The sequence below is a fragment of the Lysobacter sp. TAB13 genome (genome assembly GCF_052113885.1).
Classification (GTDB): Bacteria; Pseudomonadota; Gammaproteobacteria; order Xanthomonadales; family Xanthomonadaceae; genus Lysobacter; species Lysobacter gummosus.
Genome location: NZ_JBFRDR010000014.1, coordinates 82,369 through 99,925, shown reverse-complemented (window position 1 = coordinate 99,925; position 17,557 = coordinate 82,369). Strand labels below are relative to the sequence as shown.

Genomic DNA, 17,557 nt, shown 5'->3' with positions numbered 1-17,557 from the left:
AGCAGAAAACGCAGAGCGAGTTAAGGCTTGCTCATTAAGGCTTGCTCTGCAGCTACACGTTTGACTCCCGAGAGTGTGCCTGCTGCTCTGCATCGACCCTCACTGCGTACAGAAGAGCCCATGCCTAAGCTTCGTCTGACATTCGCACTCTTTGCTTTCTTGCTGGCGCCCGGCGCAGCAGCGAAGGGTGAAACCGCCGAGTATCGTTGGCGAAATGTCTCCATCGGCGGCGGAGGCTTCGTCACCGGCTTAGTGTTTCATCCCGCCGAGAAGGGATTGGCCTATGCGCGTACCGACGTTGGGGGTGCCTACCGTTGGGACGACAAGGCGCATCGCTGGATGCCGCTGACCGACTGGCTGGGCGCGGAAGACACCAACCTGTTGGGGATAGAAAGCTTGGCGATCGATCCTTCCGATCCCGAGTGTGTCTACCTGGCGGCGGGCACTTACTTGAACAAGTGGGTGGGCAACGGCGCGATCCTGCGTTCGCTCGACCGGGGTAAAAACTTCCAGCGCACCGATCTTCCGTTCAAGCTGGGCGGCAACGAAATGGGGCGTGGCAACGGCGAACGCCTGGCAGTCGACCCAAACGACGGCAGAGTGTTGTTTTTTGGCACCCGCGCGTCGGGTCTGTGGCGCAGCCAGGACAGCGGTGCAAGCTGGTCGCAGTCGGAGTCGTTTCCTGCGATCGCTCATGCGCCTTCGGCCAGTGTGCAGACTTCGTGGGCGGGCCCTCAGCCGGTGGGTATCGTGTTCGTCGTATTCGACCCCGCTAGCGGCCGGAAGGGCGCACCGACGCCGAAGCTGTACGCGGGTGTTTCCACCCGTGAAACCAGCGTGTACGAATCCAGCGATGGCGGCACGAACTGGCGGCCGGTGGCCAAACAGCCGGTGGGCCTGCGCCCGAACCATATGGTGCGCGCATCCAATGGCGACTATTTCCTGAGCTACGGCGACGAACCCGGGCCCAACACCATGAACAACGGCGCGGTGTGGAAGTTCGCACCCGCGTCGGGCCAGTGGACCGACATCACTCCAGCGCCGCAGTCCATCGATGCCGAAAGCGACGGGTTCGGCTGGGGCGCGGTCGCGGTCGATCCACGCAATCCACAGGTGTTGCTGGCGACAACGTTCAATCGCTTCGTTCCACACGATGAGATCTACCGCAGTAGCGACGGCGGTCGGCATTGGCAGCCGCTGTTCCCGCGCTCCGAGTTCGACCACACCATCTCGCCGTGGACCGCGCATGCCACCCCGCACTGGATGGCCGACATTAAGATCAACCCGTTCGACAGCGACGAGGCGATGTTCGTCACCGGTTACGGCATCTGGGCGTCGCGCAACCTGACCGCGTTCGACGAAAACCAATCCAAAGTGAAGTGGTGGTTCAAGAACACTCATCTGGAAGAAACTGTGCCTCTGGATCTGGTCAGTCCACCGCAGGGCGCGCATCTGCTTAGCGCGGTCGGCGATATCGATGGCTTCCGTCACGACGATCTGGCGGCGTCGCCGTTGCAGTTCGCCGGCCCGCGCCTGACCAATGGCGAGAGCATCGCCTATGCCGGGCAGGCGCCGCAGATTGTGGTGCGCAGCGGTACCGTCCGTCATCGCAACAACAACGAAGTACGCGCGGCCTATTCGCTCGACGGCGGCAGCAACTGGAGCTCGTTCGCCAGCGAACCGCCGCAGGGCGAGGGCGCCGGACACATCAGCATCGCCGCCGACGGCAAGCGCGTGATCTGGACGCCGTTGAAATCGGGCGCGTGGATCACCGCCGATTTCGGTAAGCGCTGGCAGAAGGTCAAGGGCGTTCCAGATACGGCGGTGATCGAGGCCGATCAGGTCGACGAAGACATTTATTACGGATTCGACGGCATCACCGGCAAGCTGTACGTCAGCGATAACGGCGGCATGGAATTCCAGGAGTCCCAGAACGCGGTGGGCGAATTCGACGACCGGTTTCGTCCCGAGGTTCATCCTGATCCGAAGCGCAGCGGCGTGGTCTATCTCACTGCCTCCTGGCGTGGCCTGTTGCGCTGGTCGGCGGGCAAGCTGGAGAAGTTGCCTGGCGTGGAGAACGCATATTCGCTGGGGTTGGGCAAGCCGAAGCAGGGCAGCGAAACGCCGGCCCTGTATCTGTTCGGACAGATCGCCGGCAAGACCGGCCTGTTCCGTTCCGACGACGATGGCCGCCGCTGGACGCGCATCGACGACGATGCGCATCGCTACGGCAAGATCTACCGCGTCACCGGCGACCCGCGCATTTACGGCCGAGTGTATTTCGCCACCGGCGGCAGGGGGATCGTGTATGGCGATCCGCGCTGAATCGGCAGGCTCGTACATGCTGCGCCGGCTCGCTATTTCGCTGCTGGCGTGTTCGCCGTTGCTGGCCGCCGCGCAGGGCTACGCGCCACGTCCGCAGGAGCGCGTGAGTGATGCGCGGATTTCCGCGCCGGATGCAGAACCTGCCTCCGCACCGCTGACCAATTTGCCGGGCCGCAAACGACGCAGCCTCAACGGCAAATGGCAGGCGCTGGTGGACGGCTACGCCGCAGGCATGGGCGACTGGAAAGCAGTCTGGAAAGACCGCGCCGCGACAGGCAAGAGCCAGTTCTTCGAATACGGATTCGACGACAGCCTCACTCTGGACGTGCCGGGCGATTTCAATACGCAAAGGCCGGAGCTGACCTGGCTGGAAGGTTCGGTGTGGTATCGCAAGGCGTTCGAGCACGACGCCGCTACCGCTGCGCGCAAAGGGCGGCGCTTGTTCGTTCACTTCGGCGCCGCGAATTACCACGCCGACGTGTTTCTCAACGGCGAGAAACTCGGTAGTCACGAAGGCGGGTTCACGCCATTCCAGTTCGAACTGACCGAACGGGTGAAGCCTGGTGAAAACCGGCTGCTGGTACACGTCAACAACGAACGCCGCAAGGACGGCATTCCGGCGCAGGGTTTCGACTGGTTCAACTACGGCGGACTGACCCGCGATGTGGCTCTGATCGAAACTCCGAAAACCTACATTCAGGACTACTTCCTGCAACTGGCGCCGGATTCGTTGCGGCGCGTCGATGGCTGGGTGCAGCTGGCCGGCACCACGCCGCGGCAACCCGTGCGCGTCCGCATTCGCGAACTGGGCGTGGACGTGCGCGCCCAGACTGGCGCGGACGGTCGCGCGCCGTTGCGTTTCGAGGCGTCGTTCGCATTGTGGTCGCCAGCGCAACCCAAGCTGTACCGCGTGGAAGTCTCCACGCCGGAAGAGTCGCTGCAGGAAGACATCGGTTTCCGCAGCATCGCCGTCCACGGCGAAGAGCTCCTGCTCAACGGCAAGCCGCTGTTTCTGCGCGGCGTCAATTTCCACGAAGAGATCGACGGCCGTCGCGCGCATTCCGAAGCCGATGCACAGCGAATGCTGGAGCAGGCGAAACAACTGGGCGCCAATTTCGTGCGCCTGGCGCATTACCCGTACAACGAACATCTGCTGCGCTTGGCCGATCGTCTGGGCCTGTTGTTGTGGGAGGAAATTCCGGTCTACCAGGGCATCGACTTCGCCGCCGCCGGCATGCAGGGCAAGCTCGAAGCCATGCTGGCGGAGATGATCGGTCGCGACCGCAATCGCGCGTCGGTCATCGTGTGGGGGATCGCCAACGAGACTTCGCCCGGCCCTCCACGCAACGCGGCGCTCACGGCGCTGGCGCAACAGGCGCGCCGACTGGATCCGACCCGGCTGATCAGCGCAGCGTTCTATGGCCCGGGCTTCCATGACCGTACGTTGACCGTCGCCGATCCGTTAATCACGTCGCTGGATGTCGTTGGCATCAACGAGTACTTCGGCTGGTACACACCCTGGCCGGTCGAGCCTGAGCAAGCCGAGTGGAAGCCATTCGGCAAGCCGCTGCTGATCACTGAATTCGGCGCCGAGGCGCGCTACGGCCATCACGGCGCGAACGACGTGGCCAGCGCCTGGAGCGAGGAGTTCCAAGCCGAGTTCTATCGCAAACAGCTGCGTATGTTCGCGCGTATTCCGTTCCTGCGTGGCACGGCGCCGTGGGTGATGACGGATTTCCGTTCGCCAGTGCGAATGCATCCGCTGCAACACGGCTACAACCGCAAGGGGCTGTTGTCCGAGCGCGGTGAGCGCAAGCTGGCTTGGCAGGTGATCCACGACTATTACGTAGAGGTTGCACGATGAAATGCAGGCTTTTTATCGTATTGGGACTGTTGCTGACGGCGGCGCAGCCTGCGCAGGCGAAGGTGGTGCTGCCGCTGCTGTTTTCCGATGGCGCCGTGGTGCAGCGCGATCAGCCGTTACCGGTCTGGGGCTGGGCGACGCCGGGCGCGAAGATCGAAGTCGAGCTCGACGGCCGCAGCGCACAAGCTACCGCTTCCGACGACGGCGCGTGGCGGCTCGAACTGCCCGCGCACGCGGCGGGTGGCCCTTATCTGTTGAAGGTCAGCGAGCAAGCAGGCAACACCGTCGTCGTGCGCGATCTCCTGGTCGGCGACGTATGGCTGGCTTCAGGCCAGTCGAATATGGAATGGCCGGTCGCCCAGGCCAAGGATGCGGAGCGAGAAATCGCGCGCGCGGGCGACCAACGTATCCGCCATTTCAAGGTGCCCAAGTCGTGGTCGGGACAGCAACAAGCGCGTTTGACCGGCGGTCAATGGCAAGCGGCATCACCGCAGACGGCAGGTGCATTCTCGGCGGTCGGATATTTTTTCGCGCGCGAATTGCGGGCGAAGACGGGTGTCCCCATCGGCATCATCGACAGCACCTGGGGCGGCAGCAGCATCGAGGCCTGGACCGAGGCATCTGCGCAAGGGCTGGATGCGCAGGCGATCGCGCGGCAGGCGCGTGAGTTGCGCACGCGCGATCAAAGCGCTGTATCCGAGACCCTTGCGCGGCTGGCTCGATGGCCGCAGAAGAGCGTAGACACTTCGCGCTGGAACCAGGCCGATTTCGACGATCACGACTGGGATCGCATTGCGGTGCCGGGCTTGTGGGAAAAGAGCGGCTACAACGGCATGGATGGCGAGGCGTGGTATCGCGTCAGCTTCACCCTGAGCGATGCCGAGGCGAAGGCGGGGATCGTGCTGGGCGTGGGCCGTATCGACGATTCCGACACCACCTGGGTCAATGGCCAGCAAGTAGGCCAGACGCGCATGCAGTACAACCTGCCGCGCGAATACCCGGTGTCGCCGCAGACGCTGCGCGCCGGCATCAATCAAGTCGCGGTGCGAGTGCAGGATTTCGGCGGTGGCGGTGGCATCCATGGCGAGGCTGGCGAAGTGTTCGTACAACCGCAAGGCGCGGCTAAGCGGCCCCTGGAGGGTTCGTGGAAATTCCGTCCGGCACAGGTATCGGTAGCGCTGATCGACGACAAGAACCAGTACCCCGCGCTGCTGTACAACCAGATGATCCATCCGCTGCGGCCGTATCCGCTGCGCGGAGTGATCTGGTATCAGGGCGAAGCCAATGCCACCGCGACCGGCGCCTTGCGGTACCGCGACCAGTTCGCCGCATTGATCGAGCAATGGCGCGGCGACTGGAAACAACCGGCCTTACCGTTCCTGTGGGTGCAACTGGCCAATTTCATTTCCGGTGCGGATGTTCCTGGCGAAAGTGCCGGCGTCGGTAGTCCATGGGCGCTGCTGCGCGAATCGCAATCGCGCACGCTCGCCCTGCCGGCCACGGCGCAGACGGTCGCCATCGATATCGGCAATCCCCGCGACATTCATCCCCTCGATAAACAGGAAGTCGGCCGCCGCTTGGCGTTGGCCGCGCGCCATGTCGCATATGGCGAGTCGTTGGTGTATTCCGGGCCTGTTTACCGGACTGCCCGATTCAAAGGCCGTGAAGCGCGGGTGGAGTTCGCACCTTCCACCAGTGCATTGACCGTGCGCGGTGGCGGCGATGCAGCGCTTGGCTTTGAACTGGCCGGCGCCGATCGCCGTTTCCATCCGGCCCGCGCTGTCGTTCAGGGCGACACCGTCGTGCTGACCAGTGCCGCGGTCGCGCAGCCGCAGGCCGTGCGTTACGCGTGGCGCGACAACCCCGAACAAGCCGATCTGATCAACCGCGACGGGCTGCCGGCATCGCCGTTCCGCAGCGACACGTGGTGACATGGAAAAGCCTACGATGATGATGACCCGAATTCCGAACCGCACTACTGTCCTCGGCTGGTTGCGATCGTCGGCAGTGATGGCGGTGCTGACGATTTTGACCGCATGCAGGCCCGCACCCGATGCACCGCAGGCGACTGCGCCGGCCGACGGAAAAGTCGCGCCCAAGTCGGAGACGCGCCGCGCCGAAGCGCCTATTCCGAAACTGGTGAGCAAAAACGGCCGTCACGCATTGCTGGTGGATGGCGAGCCCTTTCTGCTGCTAGGCGCGCAGGTCAACAACTCCAGCAACTATCCCGCTGCCTTCGAAAAGGTGTGGCCCGCCATTGAAGTGCTGAAGCCGAACACGGTGATGGTGCCGATCGCCTGGGAACAGGTCGAACCGCGGGAGGGTGAGTTCGATTTCTCTTTTCTCGACACTTTGTTGACTCAGGCGCGCCAGCATGATGTACGGCTGGTGCTGTTGTGGTTCGCGACCTGGAAGAACAACGGCCCCAACTATGCGCCGGCCTGGGTCAAGCTGGACAACAAACGTTTCCCACGCGTTATCACGGCTGACGGCAAGACGTTGAATTCACTGTCGCCGTTGGCTGCGCAAACACTGGACGCCGATAAAAAAGCTTTCGTGCGATTGATGCGCCATCTCAAACAAGCCGATCCGCAGCGCACCGTCATCATGGTGCAACCGCAGAACGAGCCCGGCACCTATGGCGCGCCGCGGGATTTCTCGCCGTTGGCGCAGAAGGCGTTCGACGGCGCCGTGCCGGACGCGTTGATCAGAAAGATGGGCAAACAGGCGGGCAACTGGAAGCAGGTATTCGGCGGCGACGCCGACGAGTTCTTCCACGCTTGGCATGTGGCCCATTACATCGATCAGATCGCGGCCGCGGGCAAAGCCGAGTATCCGTTGCCCATGTACGTGAACGCGGCCTTGCGCGATCCGTTCACCCCGGGCCTGCCCGGTCAGTACGAGAGTGGCGGCCCCACCGACAACGTGCTCGATGTCTACAAGGCGGCCGCACCCCATATCGATCTGCTGGCGCCGGACATCTACATGCGCGAGTACGACAAGTACATCACCGTGCTGGATCGTTACTCGCGCTCCGACAACGCCTTGCTGGTGGCCGAAACCGGCAACGATGTGCCGTTCGCGCGTTATTTCTTCGCTGCGCTCGGCCGCCAAGCCATTGGCTGGTCGCCGTTCGGCATCGACTACACGCGTTATTCCAACTGGCCGCTTGGGGCGAAAGGCATGTCGCCCGAATCGCTGGAGCCGTTCGCGCTGAACTATCGCCTGGTGCGGCCGGCCGCGCGGCTGTTGGCCAAGCTCAGCTACGAAGGCAAGGTGCATGGCACGGCAGAGCAGAGTGGACAGCCGGTACAAACCCTAAAACTCAACGAACGCTGGAATGCGGTGATTACCTACGGCGTGCCGCAGTTCTGGTTCCGGGGTGAAGCACCAGGCAACCCGGCGCCGATCGGCGCGGCATTGATCGCTGAAACCGGTGCCGATGAATTCCTGGTCACCGCTTACCACGCGCGCGTGAACATCGTCGCTGCCGACCCCGATGTCGCCGCGCGACAGATATACGACCGGGTCGAGGAAGGCACGTACGAAAACGGTCAATGGAAATTCCAGCGGATCTGGAACGGCGACCAGACCGACTACGGCTTGAATTTCTCCAATGGTACCCAGTTGCTGAGAGTCAAGCTGGCGACATACTGATGAAGAAGGAAACGGGCATGCGTTATCTGATCGGATTGGCGGTTCTGCTGCCGGCATTGCTGGCGCCGACGTATGCCGGCGCAGTCGAAGCAGGCAAGTACGAACGAAACAGCAAGGGCATCGTGGTACATCCGGTGGAAAGCGACGCCGCACAGGTCAGGTTGGAAGTCGTCGCGGAAGGGATTATCCGCGTCAGCGCCGACCCGGATGGCGACTTCAAGCGCAGCGCCAGTCTGATGCGGGTTGCAGATGCACCCGAGCCCGTGCTGTTCGAGGTCGCCGAAAAGGCGGGGCATGTGCGCCTGAGCACGGCGGAGGTCACGGCCGACGTGTCGCTGCAGAGCGGCCGTGTGGCGTTCTTCGATGTGGCCGGAAAACCCATCCTGTCCGAAGTCGAAGACGGGCGCACGTTCACACCGCTGCGGGCCGAGGGCCAGGCCTACCTCAGCGTGCGCCAACGTTTCCAGTCGCCCGACGACGAAGCCATCTACGGATTCGGCCAGCACCAGCAGGGCTGGATGAACCAGAAAGGTCGCGACGTGGAGCTGTTACAGCACAACGTCGACATGGCGGTTCCGTATCTGGTTTCCAGCCGTCGTTACGGACTGCTGTGGGACAACAACTCGATCACCCGACTCGGCGATCCGCGCGGCCTGCAGCCGTTGCCGCAGTCGCTGAATTTGTATGACGCCAACGGCGAAGCGGGCGCGCTGACCGCGCGCTATTCGATCAATGGCGTGCAGAAGGTCGAGCGTCGGGAATCGCAGATCAATTACCAATACATCAAGGATCTCAAGCAATGGCCGGCCGAGGCCAAGCTGCCGAAGGCAGTGGAAGGACAAGCTCCGCAGCGCTTGATGGTGACGTGGGAAGGCGAGATAGAAGCGAAAACCGCAGGTCGCCACACGTTCTCGCTGTTCTCCAGCGAATACGCCAAATTGTGGATCGATGGAAAGCTGATTTCCGACAGCTGGCGCCAGAACTGGAATCCATGGCACCGCGAATTCGCCCTGCAGATGCAGCTCGGCCAACGCCACAAATTGAAGATCGAGTGGAATTTGATCGATCCCAGCTATCTGGCTGTGCTGCACCGCGATCCGTTGCCGAGCAGCGAAGCCAAGGATCTGTCGCTGTGGTCCGAAGCCGGGCAGATGATCGATTACTACTTCGTGGCCGGCGACTCGGCTGACCAAGCGATCGCCGGTTATCGCAAGCTCACCGGCAAGTCGGTGCTGTTGCCGCGATGGGCCTATGGCTTCTGGCAAAGCCGCGAACGCTACAAGACACAGGCCGAGATGACCGATGCGTTGGATGAATACCGCAAACGCAAGCTGCCGATCGACGCGATCGTGATGGACTGGTCGTACTGGCCGGAAAACGCCTGGGGCTCGCACGATTTCGATAAGGCGCGTTTCCCTGATCCGCAGGCCATGGTCAAGCACATCCATGACCAGCATGCGCGGATGATGATTTCGGTATGGCCCAAGTTCTATCCAAATACGGCGAATTTCAAGGAACTGGACGCCAAGGGGCATATCTACCGGCGCAATATCGAAGTGAAGGAAAGGGACTGGATCGGCAAGGGTTATCTTTCCTCGTTCTACGATCCCTATTCGAAGCAGGCGCGCGATATCTATTGGCGCCAGATCGACGAAAAGTTGAATGTGTTGGGCATCGATGCATGGTGGTTGGATTCGGACGAACCCGACATGCATTCCAACCTGGACATCGACGAACGCAAGGCGCGCGCCACGCCTACGGCGATCGGTTCGTCTACCGAGTTCTTCAATTCGTTCCCGCTGGTTCACACCGAGGGCGTCTATCAGGGCGATCGCGCCAAGGATCCCGACCAGCGCGTTTTCATCCTGTCGCGCAAGGGTTATGCCGGCACCCAGCGAAACGCGGTGGCGGTGTGGAGTGGCGACGTGGCCTCGCGCTGGAGCGATCTGCGTGAACAGGTTTCGGCCGGCGTGAACTTGTCACTCTCCGGGCTGGCTAACTGGACCTTCGACATCGGCGGATTCGCGGTGGAGAAGCGCTATGAGACCCAGGATCCTGCGCATCTGGCCGAGTGGCGCGAACTGAATCTGCGCTGGTTCCAGTTCGGCGCCTTCGCCCCGATCTTCCGCTCGCACGGACAGTTCCCGACCCGCGAAATCTGGAATATTTCGCCGGAGGGCACGGCGATCTACGACAGCCTCGCCTACTACGACCGCCTGCGTTACACGCTGCTGCCCTACATCTACACGTTGGCGGGCGATACCTGGCATCGCGACGGAACGATCATGCGCGGGCTGGCAATGGATTTCCCGAACGATCCAAAGGTTCGCGATATCGACGACCAATACCTGTTCGGTCCGGCGTTCCTGGTCAATCCGGTGTCGGAGTTTAAGGCGACCAGCCGCAACGTCTATCTGCCTGCGGGAGCGGACTGGTACGACTTCAACACCGGCAAGCGCCACCGTGGCGGACAGACCTTGCGAGCCGACGCGCCGCTGGCACGCATGCCGTTGTTCGTGCGCGCGGGCTCCATCGTGCCGATCGGTCCGGTGATGCAATACGTCGATGAGCAGCCGACCGCGCCGCTGACGCTGGTGGTGTACACCGGCGCCGACGGCAAGTTCTCGCTGTACGAGGACGACGGCAAAGGCTACGGCTACGAGAAGGGCGAGTTCAGCCGCATCCCGCTGTCGTGGAATGAACGCACCGGCAAACTGAGCATCGGCGCACGGGAAGGTTCGTATCCGGAGATGCAGAAGCAGCGCACGATACGCGCGCGTTTCGTCAGCGGCCCACGCGCCGACGCTGGTGCGCTGGAACCCGCCGTCGACGCCACCGTGCAGTACGACGGTAAGGCGATCACGGTCAGCAAGGTTGCCGAGTCGAACTGACATGAGCATCGATGCGACGCGCCGCGAGTTGTTCAAGGCAGTGGGCGCGGGTATCGCGATCGCGGGCCTGACGCCGTCATCCGTCGTGCATGCGACGGCTGACGCCATCCCCGATGGCGATGCGCTCAAGCTCTGGTACCGACGGCCGGCGACAAGGTGGGTCGAGGCGTTGCCTCTGGGCAACGGACGTCTCGGCGCGATGGTTTGGGGCGGCATCGAGCATGAACGGCTGCAGCTCAACGAGGACACGTTGTATGCGGGCAGCCCGTACCAAGCCGACACTTCCGGCGCACTGGAGGCATTGCCGGAAGTGCGTCGGCTGATCTTCGCCGGCCAGTACGCGCGCGCGGAAGACTTGGCCAACGCCAAGATGATGGCGCGGCCGCTCAAGCAGATGCCCTATCAACCACTCGCCGACGTCGTGCTGGATTTTCGCGATATTCCGGATATCTCCGACTATCGCCGCGAGCTCGATCTGGATACGGCGATTACGCGCTCGCGGTTCAAAACCTGGAAGATGGAGCATACGCGCGAAGCCTTTATTTCACCGGTAGACCAATGCGTCGTGATGCGCTTGTCGGCCGACCGACCCGGCAGCATCAATCTGCGGGTGTCGCTGGATAGCGATCAACAGGGCGAAATGATCGCCGACGACGGCGCTCTGCTGCTGCGCGGACGCAACGCCACGCGCCATGGTGTCGAGGGGCGGTTGAAGTTCGCGGTGAGGATTCGCGCCATCCCGCGCGGCGGTTCGTTGCGGCTACGTGGCGAACGCATCGAAATCGAAGGCGCGGACGAGGTGGTGCTGTTGATTACGGCCGCTACCAGCTATCGCCGCTACGACGATGTCGGCGGCGATCCAGAATCGATCACGCGCCAGCAGTTGATCGCCGCGCAGCAGCGCGGATTCAAAGAGTTGCGCGCAACGCATGTGGCCGAACACCAGCGCTTGTTCCGTCGCACCTCAATCGACCTGGGCCATACCGAGGCCGCTGGGTTGCCTACCGACGTACGCGTCGAACGCTTTGCAGATGGGAACGACCCGGCACTCGCCGCGCTCTACCATCAATACGGCCGCTATCTGCTGATCTCCAGTTCGCGCCCCGGTACGCAGCCGGCCAACCTGCAGGGCATCTGGAACGATTTGATGGATCCGCCCTGGGAGAGCAAGTACACCGTCAACATCAACACTGAGATGAACTACTGGCCGAGCGAAGCCAACGCATTGCACGAATGCGTCGAACCGCTGGAGCGCATGATGTTCGATCTGGCCGAAACCGGTGCGCGCACCGCCAAGACGATGTACGGCGCGCCCGGCTGGGTGATGCACCACAACACGGACTTGTGGCGGCAGACGAGCCCGATTGACGGCGCGCAATACGGACTGTGGCCGATGGGCGGCGCGTGGTTGCTGCAGCAACTGTGGGACCGCTGGGATTACGGTCGCGACCGCGCGTATCTGGCGAAGATCTATCCCTTGTTCAAGGGCGCGGCTGAATTCTTCGCGGCGACCTTGACGAGCGATCCCCACACCGGCGAACGGGTCACCAACCCCTCGATGTCGCCGGAGAACGTGCATCCGCACGGCGCGTCGCTTTGCGCCGGGCCGGCGATGGATTCACAGTTGCTGCGCGATCTGTTCGCACAGTGCATCCAGGCCGCCGGCCTGCTGGGTGTGGACAGCGGTTTCGCACTTCAGTTGAAGCAATTACGTGAGCAGCTGCCGCCCGACCGCGTAGGCAAAGCAGGCCAGCTGCAGGAGTGGCGCGAAGATTGGGACATGCAGGTGCCGGAGATTCACCATCGCCACGTCTCGCATCTTTATGCACTGCATCCGAGTTCGCAGATCAACGTGCGCGATACGCCGAAACTCGCCGCGGCCGCGAGGCGCTCGCTGGAAATCCGCGGCGACGACGCCACCGGCTGGGGCCTGGGTTGGCGCTTGAATCTATGGGCGCGGCTTGGCGATGGCGAACATGCGCTGAAGATCCTGCGCATGCTGCTGGGACCGCAGCGGACCTACCCGAACCTGTTCGACGCCCATCCACCATTCCAGATCGACGGTAACTTTGGCGGCAGCTCCGGTATCACCGAAATGCTGCTGCAGAGTTGGGGCGGTTCGATCTTTCTGCTGCCGGCTCTGCCGGAAGCGTGGAAAACAGGGTCCGTGCGTGGTCTTAAGGTGCGTGGCGCCGCCGGCATCGATCTGTCGTGGAAAGCAGGTCGCCTGACCGAGGCCACGCTCACCAGCGTGCGCGGTGGTCACTACAACATCGTTCTGGGAAAGCAGAGTCTGGACGTCGAACTCGAAGCGGGCCAGTCGCGCCGCTTACGCGTTAAAGACGGCAAGCTGGTGGCGGCATGAGCTTGTATGCCGGCATCGACGCGGGAACCCAGAGTATCAAGCTGCTCGTCTACGACGCGCAGTCCAGGCAAGTCGTCGCGACGGCGAGCGCGCCGCTCGAACTGATCAGTGGCGCGGACGGCAGCCGCGAACAGCTGGCCTCGTGGTGGATCGAAGGCCTACACGCTTGCTTCGCGCAATTGGACGCGACGATCCGCGTCTCGATCGTCGCCATCGGCGTCTCCGGGCAACAGCATGGCTTCGTGCCACTGGGCCGCGACGGAGAAGTGCTCGCGCCGGTCAAGCTGTGGTGCGACACCAGCAGCGCCCATGAATGCCAGCAGATCATGCGGGCGGTGGGAGGGGAGCGGCGCTGCATCGAACTGGCCGGCAACCCGATACTGCCTGGCTACACCGCCTCCAAGCTGCCTTGGACACGCCATCACCGGCCCGAGGTCTACCGCGATTTGGCGGTAATCCTGTTGCCGCACGACTATCTCAATTTCTACCTAACTGGCGAACGTTTCATGGAAGCCGGTGATGCCTCCGGGACCGGCTGGCTCGACGTGCGCACGCGCCAGTGGTCACCGGAACTGCTGGCGGCCACCGATCCCGATCGCGATCTGTTGCAATGCCTGCCGCCGCTGGTCGAGCCGGGCACCACCTTCTCTATCGTGCCCACTATCGCCGACGCGCTGGGGCTATCCCACGCAGTACGCATCGCAGTCGGCGGCGGCGACAACATGATGGCGGCCATCGGTACCGGCTGTGTGGTGCCGGATCGTTTGTCGATGAGCCTGGGTACTTCCGGAACCTTGTTCGCCTACGCCGATCGTCCGGTGGTGGATGCGAACGGCAGCTGGGCCGCTTTCTGCTCCTCGTCCGGCGGCTGGCTGCCGTTGATCTGCACGATGAATTGCACGGTCGCCACTGAGACCATCGCGCGCTTGTTCGACTTCAGCGTCGGCCAGGGCGAGGCCATGATCGGCGCGACCTCTCCGGGCGCCGCCGGCTTGACCCTGCTGCCTTTCTTTAATGGCGAACGCACGCCAAATCTACCCGACGCCTGCGCCTCGATGCTGGGCATGGATCTGCGCAATGTCACGCCGGCCAACTGCTACCGCGCGGCCATGGAAGGCGCGACCTACACGATGAAGTATGGCTACGACGCATTCGCCGCTGCGGGTCTGGAATTCGACGCCATCGTGCTGACCGGCGGCGGCAGTAAGAGCGCTGCCTGGAAGCAGATGATCGCCGATGTCTTCGATCTGCCAGTGGAAGTTCCCCGGCAAGCCGAAGGGGCCGCGTTTGGCGCTGCACTGCAGGCGTTGTGGTCGCAACTGCGCGAGAACGGGGACAGCACTACCTTGCCGGAATTGGTGGCGCAGCACGCTGCCGTCGATCTCTCGCTTTCGACCCGCCCCGACCCTGTGCGCGTGGACGATTACAAAATGCATTACGCGCGTTTTCTGCGGCATCTCGAGGCGGTGCGCACGTTGGACGCGGCCCAGGCAAGCACCCGGCATAACAGGACGGAAGACAGACCATGAGCAATCCATATTTCATCGGCGCGCGGGAATACTTTCCGGGTATAGGCAGCATCGCCTTCGAAGGTAAAGACTCGGACAATCCGCTCGCCTTCAAGGTCTACGACGAAAACAAACGCGTCGGCGGCAAGAGCATGCGCGAGCACCTGCGCTTTGCGGTGTGCTACTGGCATACCTTCTGCAACACCGGCCACGATCCCTTCGGTCCGGGCACGCGCCGCTTTCCCTGGGAAGCCGATACGGCGATGGCCACTGCAGAGGCCAAGGTCGATGCCGCGTTCGAGTTCTTTACTAAGCTGGGCGTGCCGTACTGGTGCTTCCATGATATCGATCTGGCGCCCGACGCCGAAGATATCGGCGAGTACGAAAACAACCTCAAACACATGGTCGCTCTGGCCAAGGCGCGCCAGGATGCCACCGGTGTGAAGCTGCTGTGGGGCACGGCGAACTTGTTCTCGCATCCGCGTTACATGAACGGTGCTTCGACTAATCCGGAATTCGCCGTGGTCGCGCGCGCGGCTGTTCAGGTCAAGGCGGCGCTCGACGCCACCGTCGAGTTGGGCGGGGAGCACTACGTGTTCTGGGGCGGTCGCGAGGGCTACGCCTCACTGGTCAATACCAACATGAAGCGCGAGGTCGAACACTTCGCTCGCTTCCTTATCATGGCGCGCGACTATGGACGCAGCATCGGCTTGAAGGGCAATTTCCTGATCGAGCCAAAACCGATGGAGCCAATGAAGCACCAGTACGACTTCGACAGCGCTACGGTCGCCGGCTTTCTGCGCCAGCATGGCCTGGAGCACGACTTCAAGCTCAACATCGAAGCCAACCACGCCACCTTGTCCGGGCACACGTTCGAGCACGACCTGCAGGTCGCGTCGGATCAGGGCCTGCTGGGCAGCATCGATGCCAACCGCGGTAACGCGCAGAACGGTTGGGACACCGACCAGTTCCCGACGGATCTGTACGACACCGTCGGCGCCATGCTGGTGGTGCTGCGCCAGGGCGGTCTGGAAGGCGGTCTGAATTTCGATGCCAAGGTTCGGCGCGAATCGACCGACCTGGAAGATATGTTCATCGCCCACATCGGCGGCATGGACGCGTTTGCGCGCGGCCTGGAAGTGGCGCATGCGCTGCTGACGGATTCGCCATGGGAACAGTGGCGCACCGAGCGTTATTCCAGCTTCGACAGCGGCGACGGCCGCGATTTCGAGCAGGGCAGGCTGGCTCTGGACGATCTGCGCGCCATCGCGGCCCATAACGGCGAACCCAGCCGAATCAGCGGCAAGCAGGAGCGATACGAGAACCTGCTGAATCAATACCTGTTGCGCTGATGCCCGCCGTCGTATCGGCGTCGCCGATCACTCGATCCATACCTGTCCGAGCCGCACTCACCAAAGGCATCTCATGAACAGCATTCCCCTTGGCACGGCATCCACAGATGGTGGCGAAAACACCCGACTGATCATCCTGATCAGTTGCGTGGCCACCATCGGCGGTTTCCTGTTCGGCTTCGATAGCGGCGTCATCAACGGTACCGTCGACGGACTTAAGCAGGCCTTCCATTCCAGTTCCGCCGGAACTGGTTTCGAAGTGGCCTCGATGCTGCTCGGCTGCGCCATCGGCGCGTTCTTCGCCGGCCGTCTGGCAGACCGCTGGGGACGCCGCGCGGTACTGATCATCTCGGCGGCGCTGTTCCTGATCTCGGCGGTGGGCGCCGGCATGGCCAACACGTCGACGATCTTCATCATCGCCCGCGTCTTTGGCGGCTTCGCGGTCGGCGCGGCCAGTGTGATGTCGCCGGCGTACATCGCAGAAGTGACCCCGGCCCGCTATCGCGGACGCCTGGCGACGGTGCAGCAGATCGCGATCATCGGTGGACTGTTCTGCGCGTTCCTCAGCAACTACCTGCTGGCCAAGGCCGCGGGCGCTTCCACCGAAGCCTTATGGTTGGGCCATGCGGCTTGGCGCTGGATGTTCTGGATGCAGGCGATCCCCTCGACGGTCTTCCTGTTGCTGTTGCTGCTGATTCCGGAAAGCCCGCGTTACCTGGTGGTCAAGGATCGCAAGAAAGAAGCGTTGAAAGTGTTGACCCACCTATACGGAGCCGCGGAAGCGAAAACCAAGCTCGTCGAGATCGAGGGCTCATTGTCGGCAGATCATCATCGTCCACGTCTGTCAGATCTGGTCGACAAGACGACCGGGAAAGTCCGCAAGATCGTCTGGATCGGTATCGGACTTTCCACGTTCCAGCAACTGGTCGGCATCAACGTGGTGTTCTACTACGGCGCCGTACTGTGGCAGGCGGTTGGCTTCTCCGAAAGCGACGCGCTGCTGATCAACGTGCTGTCCGGCGCGCTCAGCATCGGCGCTTGCCTGGTGACAGTGATGCTGATCGATCGCATCGGCCGCAAGCCGTTGCTGTGGATCGGGTCTGCGGGCATGGCGGTGTCGCTGGCGCTAGTGACGTTTGCTTTCGCCAGCGCCGGAGTGGATGCCGCGGGCAAGCTCGAACTATCCGATTCGATGGGCACGCTGGCGCTGGTGGCCGCCAATATCTACGTGGTGTTCTTCAACATGTCCTGGGGCCCGGTGATGTGGGTGATGCTGGGCGAGATGTTTCCCAATCAGATCCGCGGTTCCGGCCTTGCGGTGGCGGGCGCGGCGCAGTGGACGTCGAACTTCATCATCACCGTGACGTTCCCGATCCTGCTGGTCAGCATCGGACTGGCCGGCGCCTATGGCATCTATACGGTGGCTGCGGTGATCTCGGTGTTCTTCGTACTGAAGTACGTGTACGAAACCAAGGGTCGGGAGCTGGAACAGATGGAAGGCTGACGGGTTGATGCGGGGCCCGGTCGTGGTCGTCATGGACAAAGGCGTCGAAGGATGGAAGTCCAGCCATGCCATGACTCGCGTGCATCCCATC

The 17,557-nt window shown here is 62.7% G+C and carries 9 protein-coding genes; all 9 read left to right on the top strand.

All coding sequences use genetic code 11. The features are described 5' to 3' along the window. Nucleotides 1–120: 120 nt before the first annotated feature. The 9 genes from AB4Y92_RS17165 (at nt 121) to AB4Y92_RS17125 (ending at nt 17,466) form a co-directional block, all read left to right on the top strand. Complete coding sequence (locus AB4Y92_RS17165) at nt 121–2,325, top strand: cellulase (RefSeq protein WP_441820752.1); 2,205 nt, start codon at nt 121–123, stop codon at nt 2,323–2,325. Next, nucleotides 2,309–4,189, top strand: a complete 1,881-nt coding sequence (locus AB4Y92_RS17160; protein WP_441820751.1) for a glycoside hydrolase family 2 protein — start codon at nt 2,309–2,311, stop codon at nt 4,187–4,189. The genes AB4Y92_RS17165 and AB4Y92_RS17160 overlap by 17 nt, the downstream gene beginning before the upstream one ends. After that, complete coding sequence (locus tag AB4Y92_RS17155; protein WP_441820750.1) at nt 4,186–6,120, top strand: sialate O-acetylesterase; 1,935 nt, start codon at nt 4,186–4,188, stop codon at nt 6,118–6,120. The genes AB4Y92_RS17160 and AB4Y92_RS17155 overlap by 4 nt, the downstream gene beginning before the upstream one ends. A 19-nt stretch (nt 6,121–6,139) precedes the next feature. Next, complete coding sequence (locus AB4Y92_RS17150) at nt 6,140–7,846, top strand: DUF5597 domain-containing protein (protein WP_441820780.1); 1,707 nt, start codon at nt 6,140–6,142, stop codon at nt 7,844–7,846. 17 nt (nt 7,847–7,863) lie between these two features. Further along, nucleotides 7,864–10,737, top strand: coding sequence for a TIM-barrel domain-containing protein (locus AB4Y92_RS17145; RefSeq protein ID WP_441820749.1), 2,874 nt, complete (start codon nt 7,864–7,866; stop codon nt 10,735–10,737). 1 nt (nt 10,738) lies between these two features. Then, entirely contained in the window at nt 10,739–13,102 is a 2,364-nt protein-coding gene (locus AB4Y92_RS17140) for a glycoside hydrolase family 95 protein (RefSeq protein WP_441820748.1), read from the top strand. Beyond that, a complete protein-coding gene (gene xylB / locus AB4Y92_RS17135; protein ID WP_441820747.1) occupies nt 13,099–14,631 on the top strand; it encodes a xylulokinase in 1,533 nt (510 codons plus the stop codon). Before AB4Y92_RS17140 ends, xylB begins: the two co-directional genes overlap by 4 nt. Continuing rightward, the gene (gene xylA / locus AB4Y92_RS17130) at nt 14,628–15,962 is read left to right on the top strand and encodes a xylose isomerase (RefSeq protein ID WP_441820746.1); all 1,335 of its coding nucleotides are present in this window, start codon (nt 14,628–14,630) and stop codon (nt 15,960–15,962) included. The genes xylB and xylA overlap by 4 nt, the downstream gene beginning before the upstream one ends. A gap of 73 nt (nt 15,963–16,035) precedes the next feature. After that, on the top strand, nt 16,036–17,466 hold the full coding sequence (locus AB4Y92_RS17125) for a sugar porter family MFS transporter (protein WP_441820745.1): 1,431 nt from the start codon (nt 16,036–16,038) through the stop codon (nt 17,464–17,466). Nucleotides 17,467–17,557: the final 91 nt, after the last annotated feature.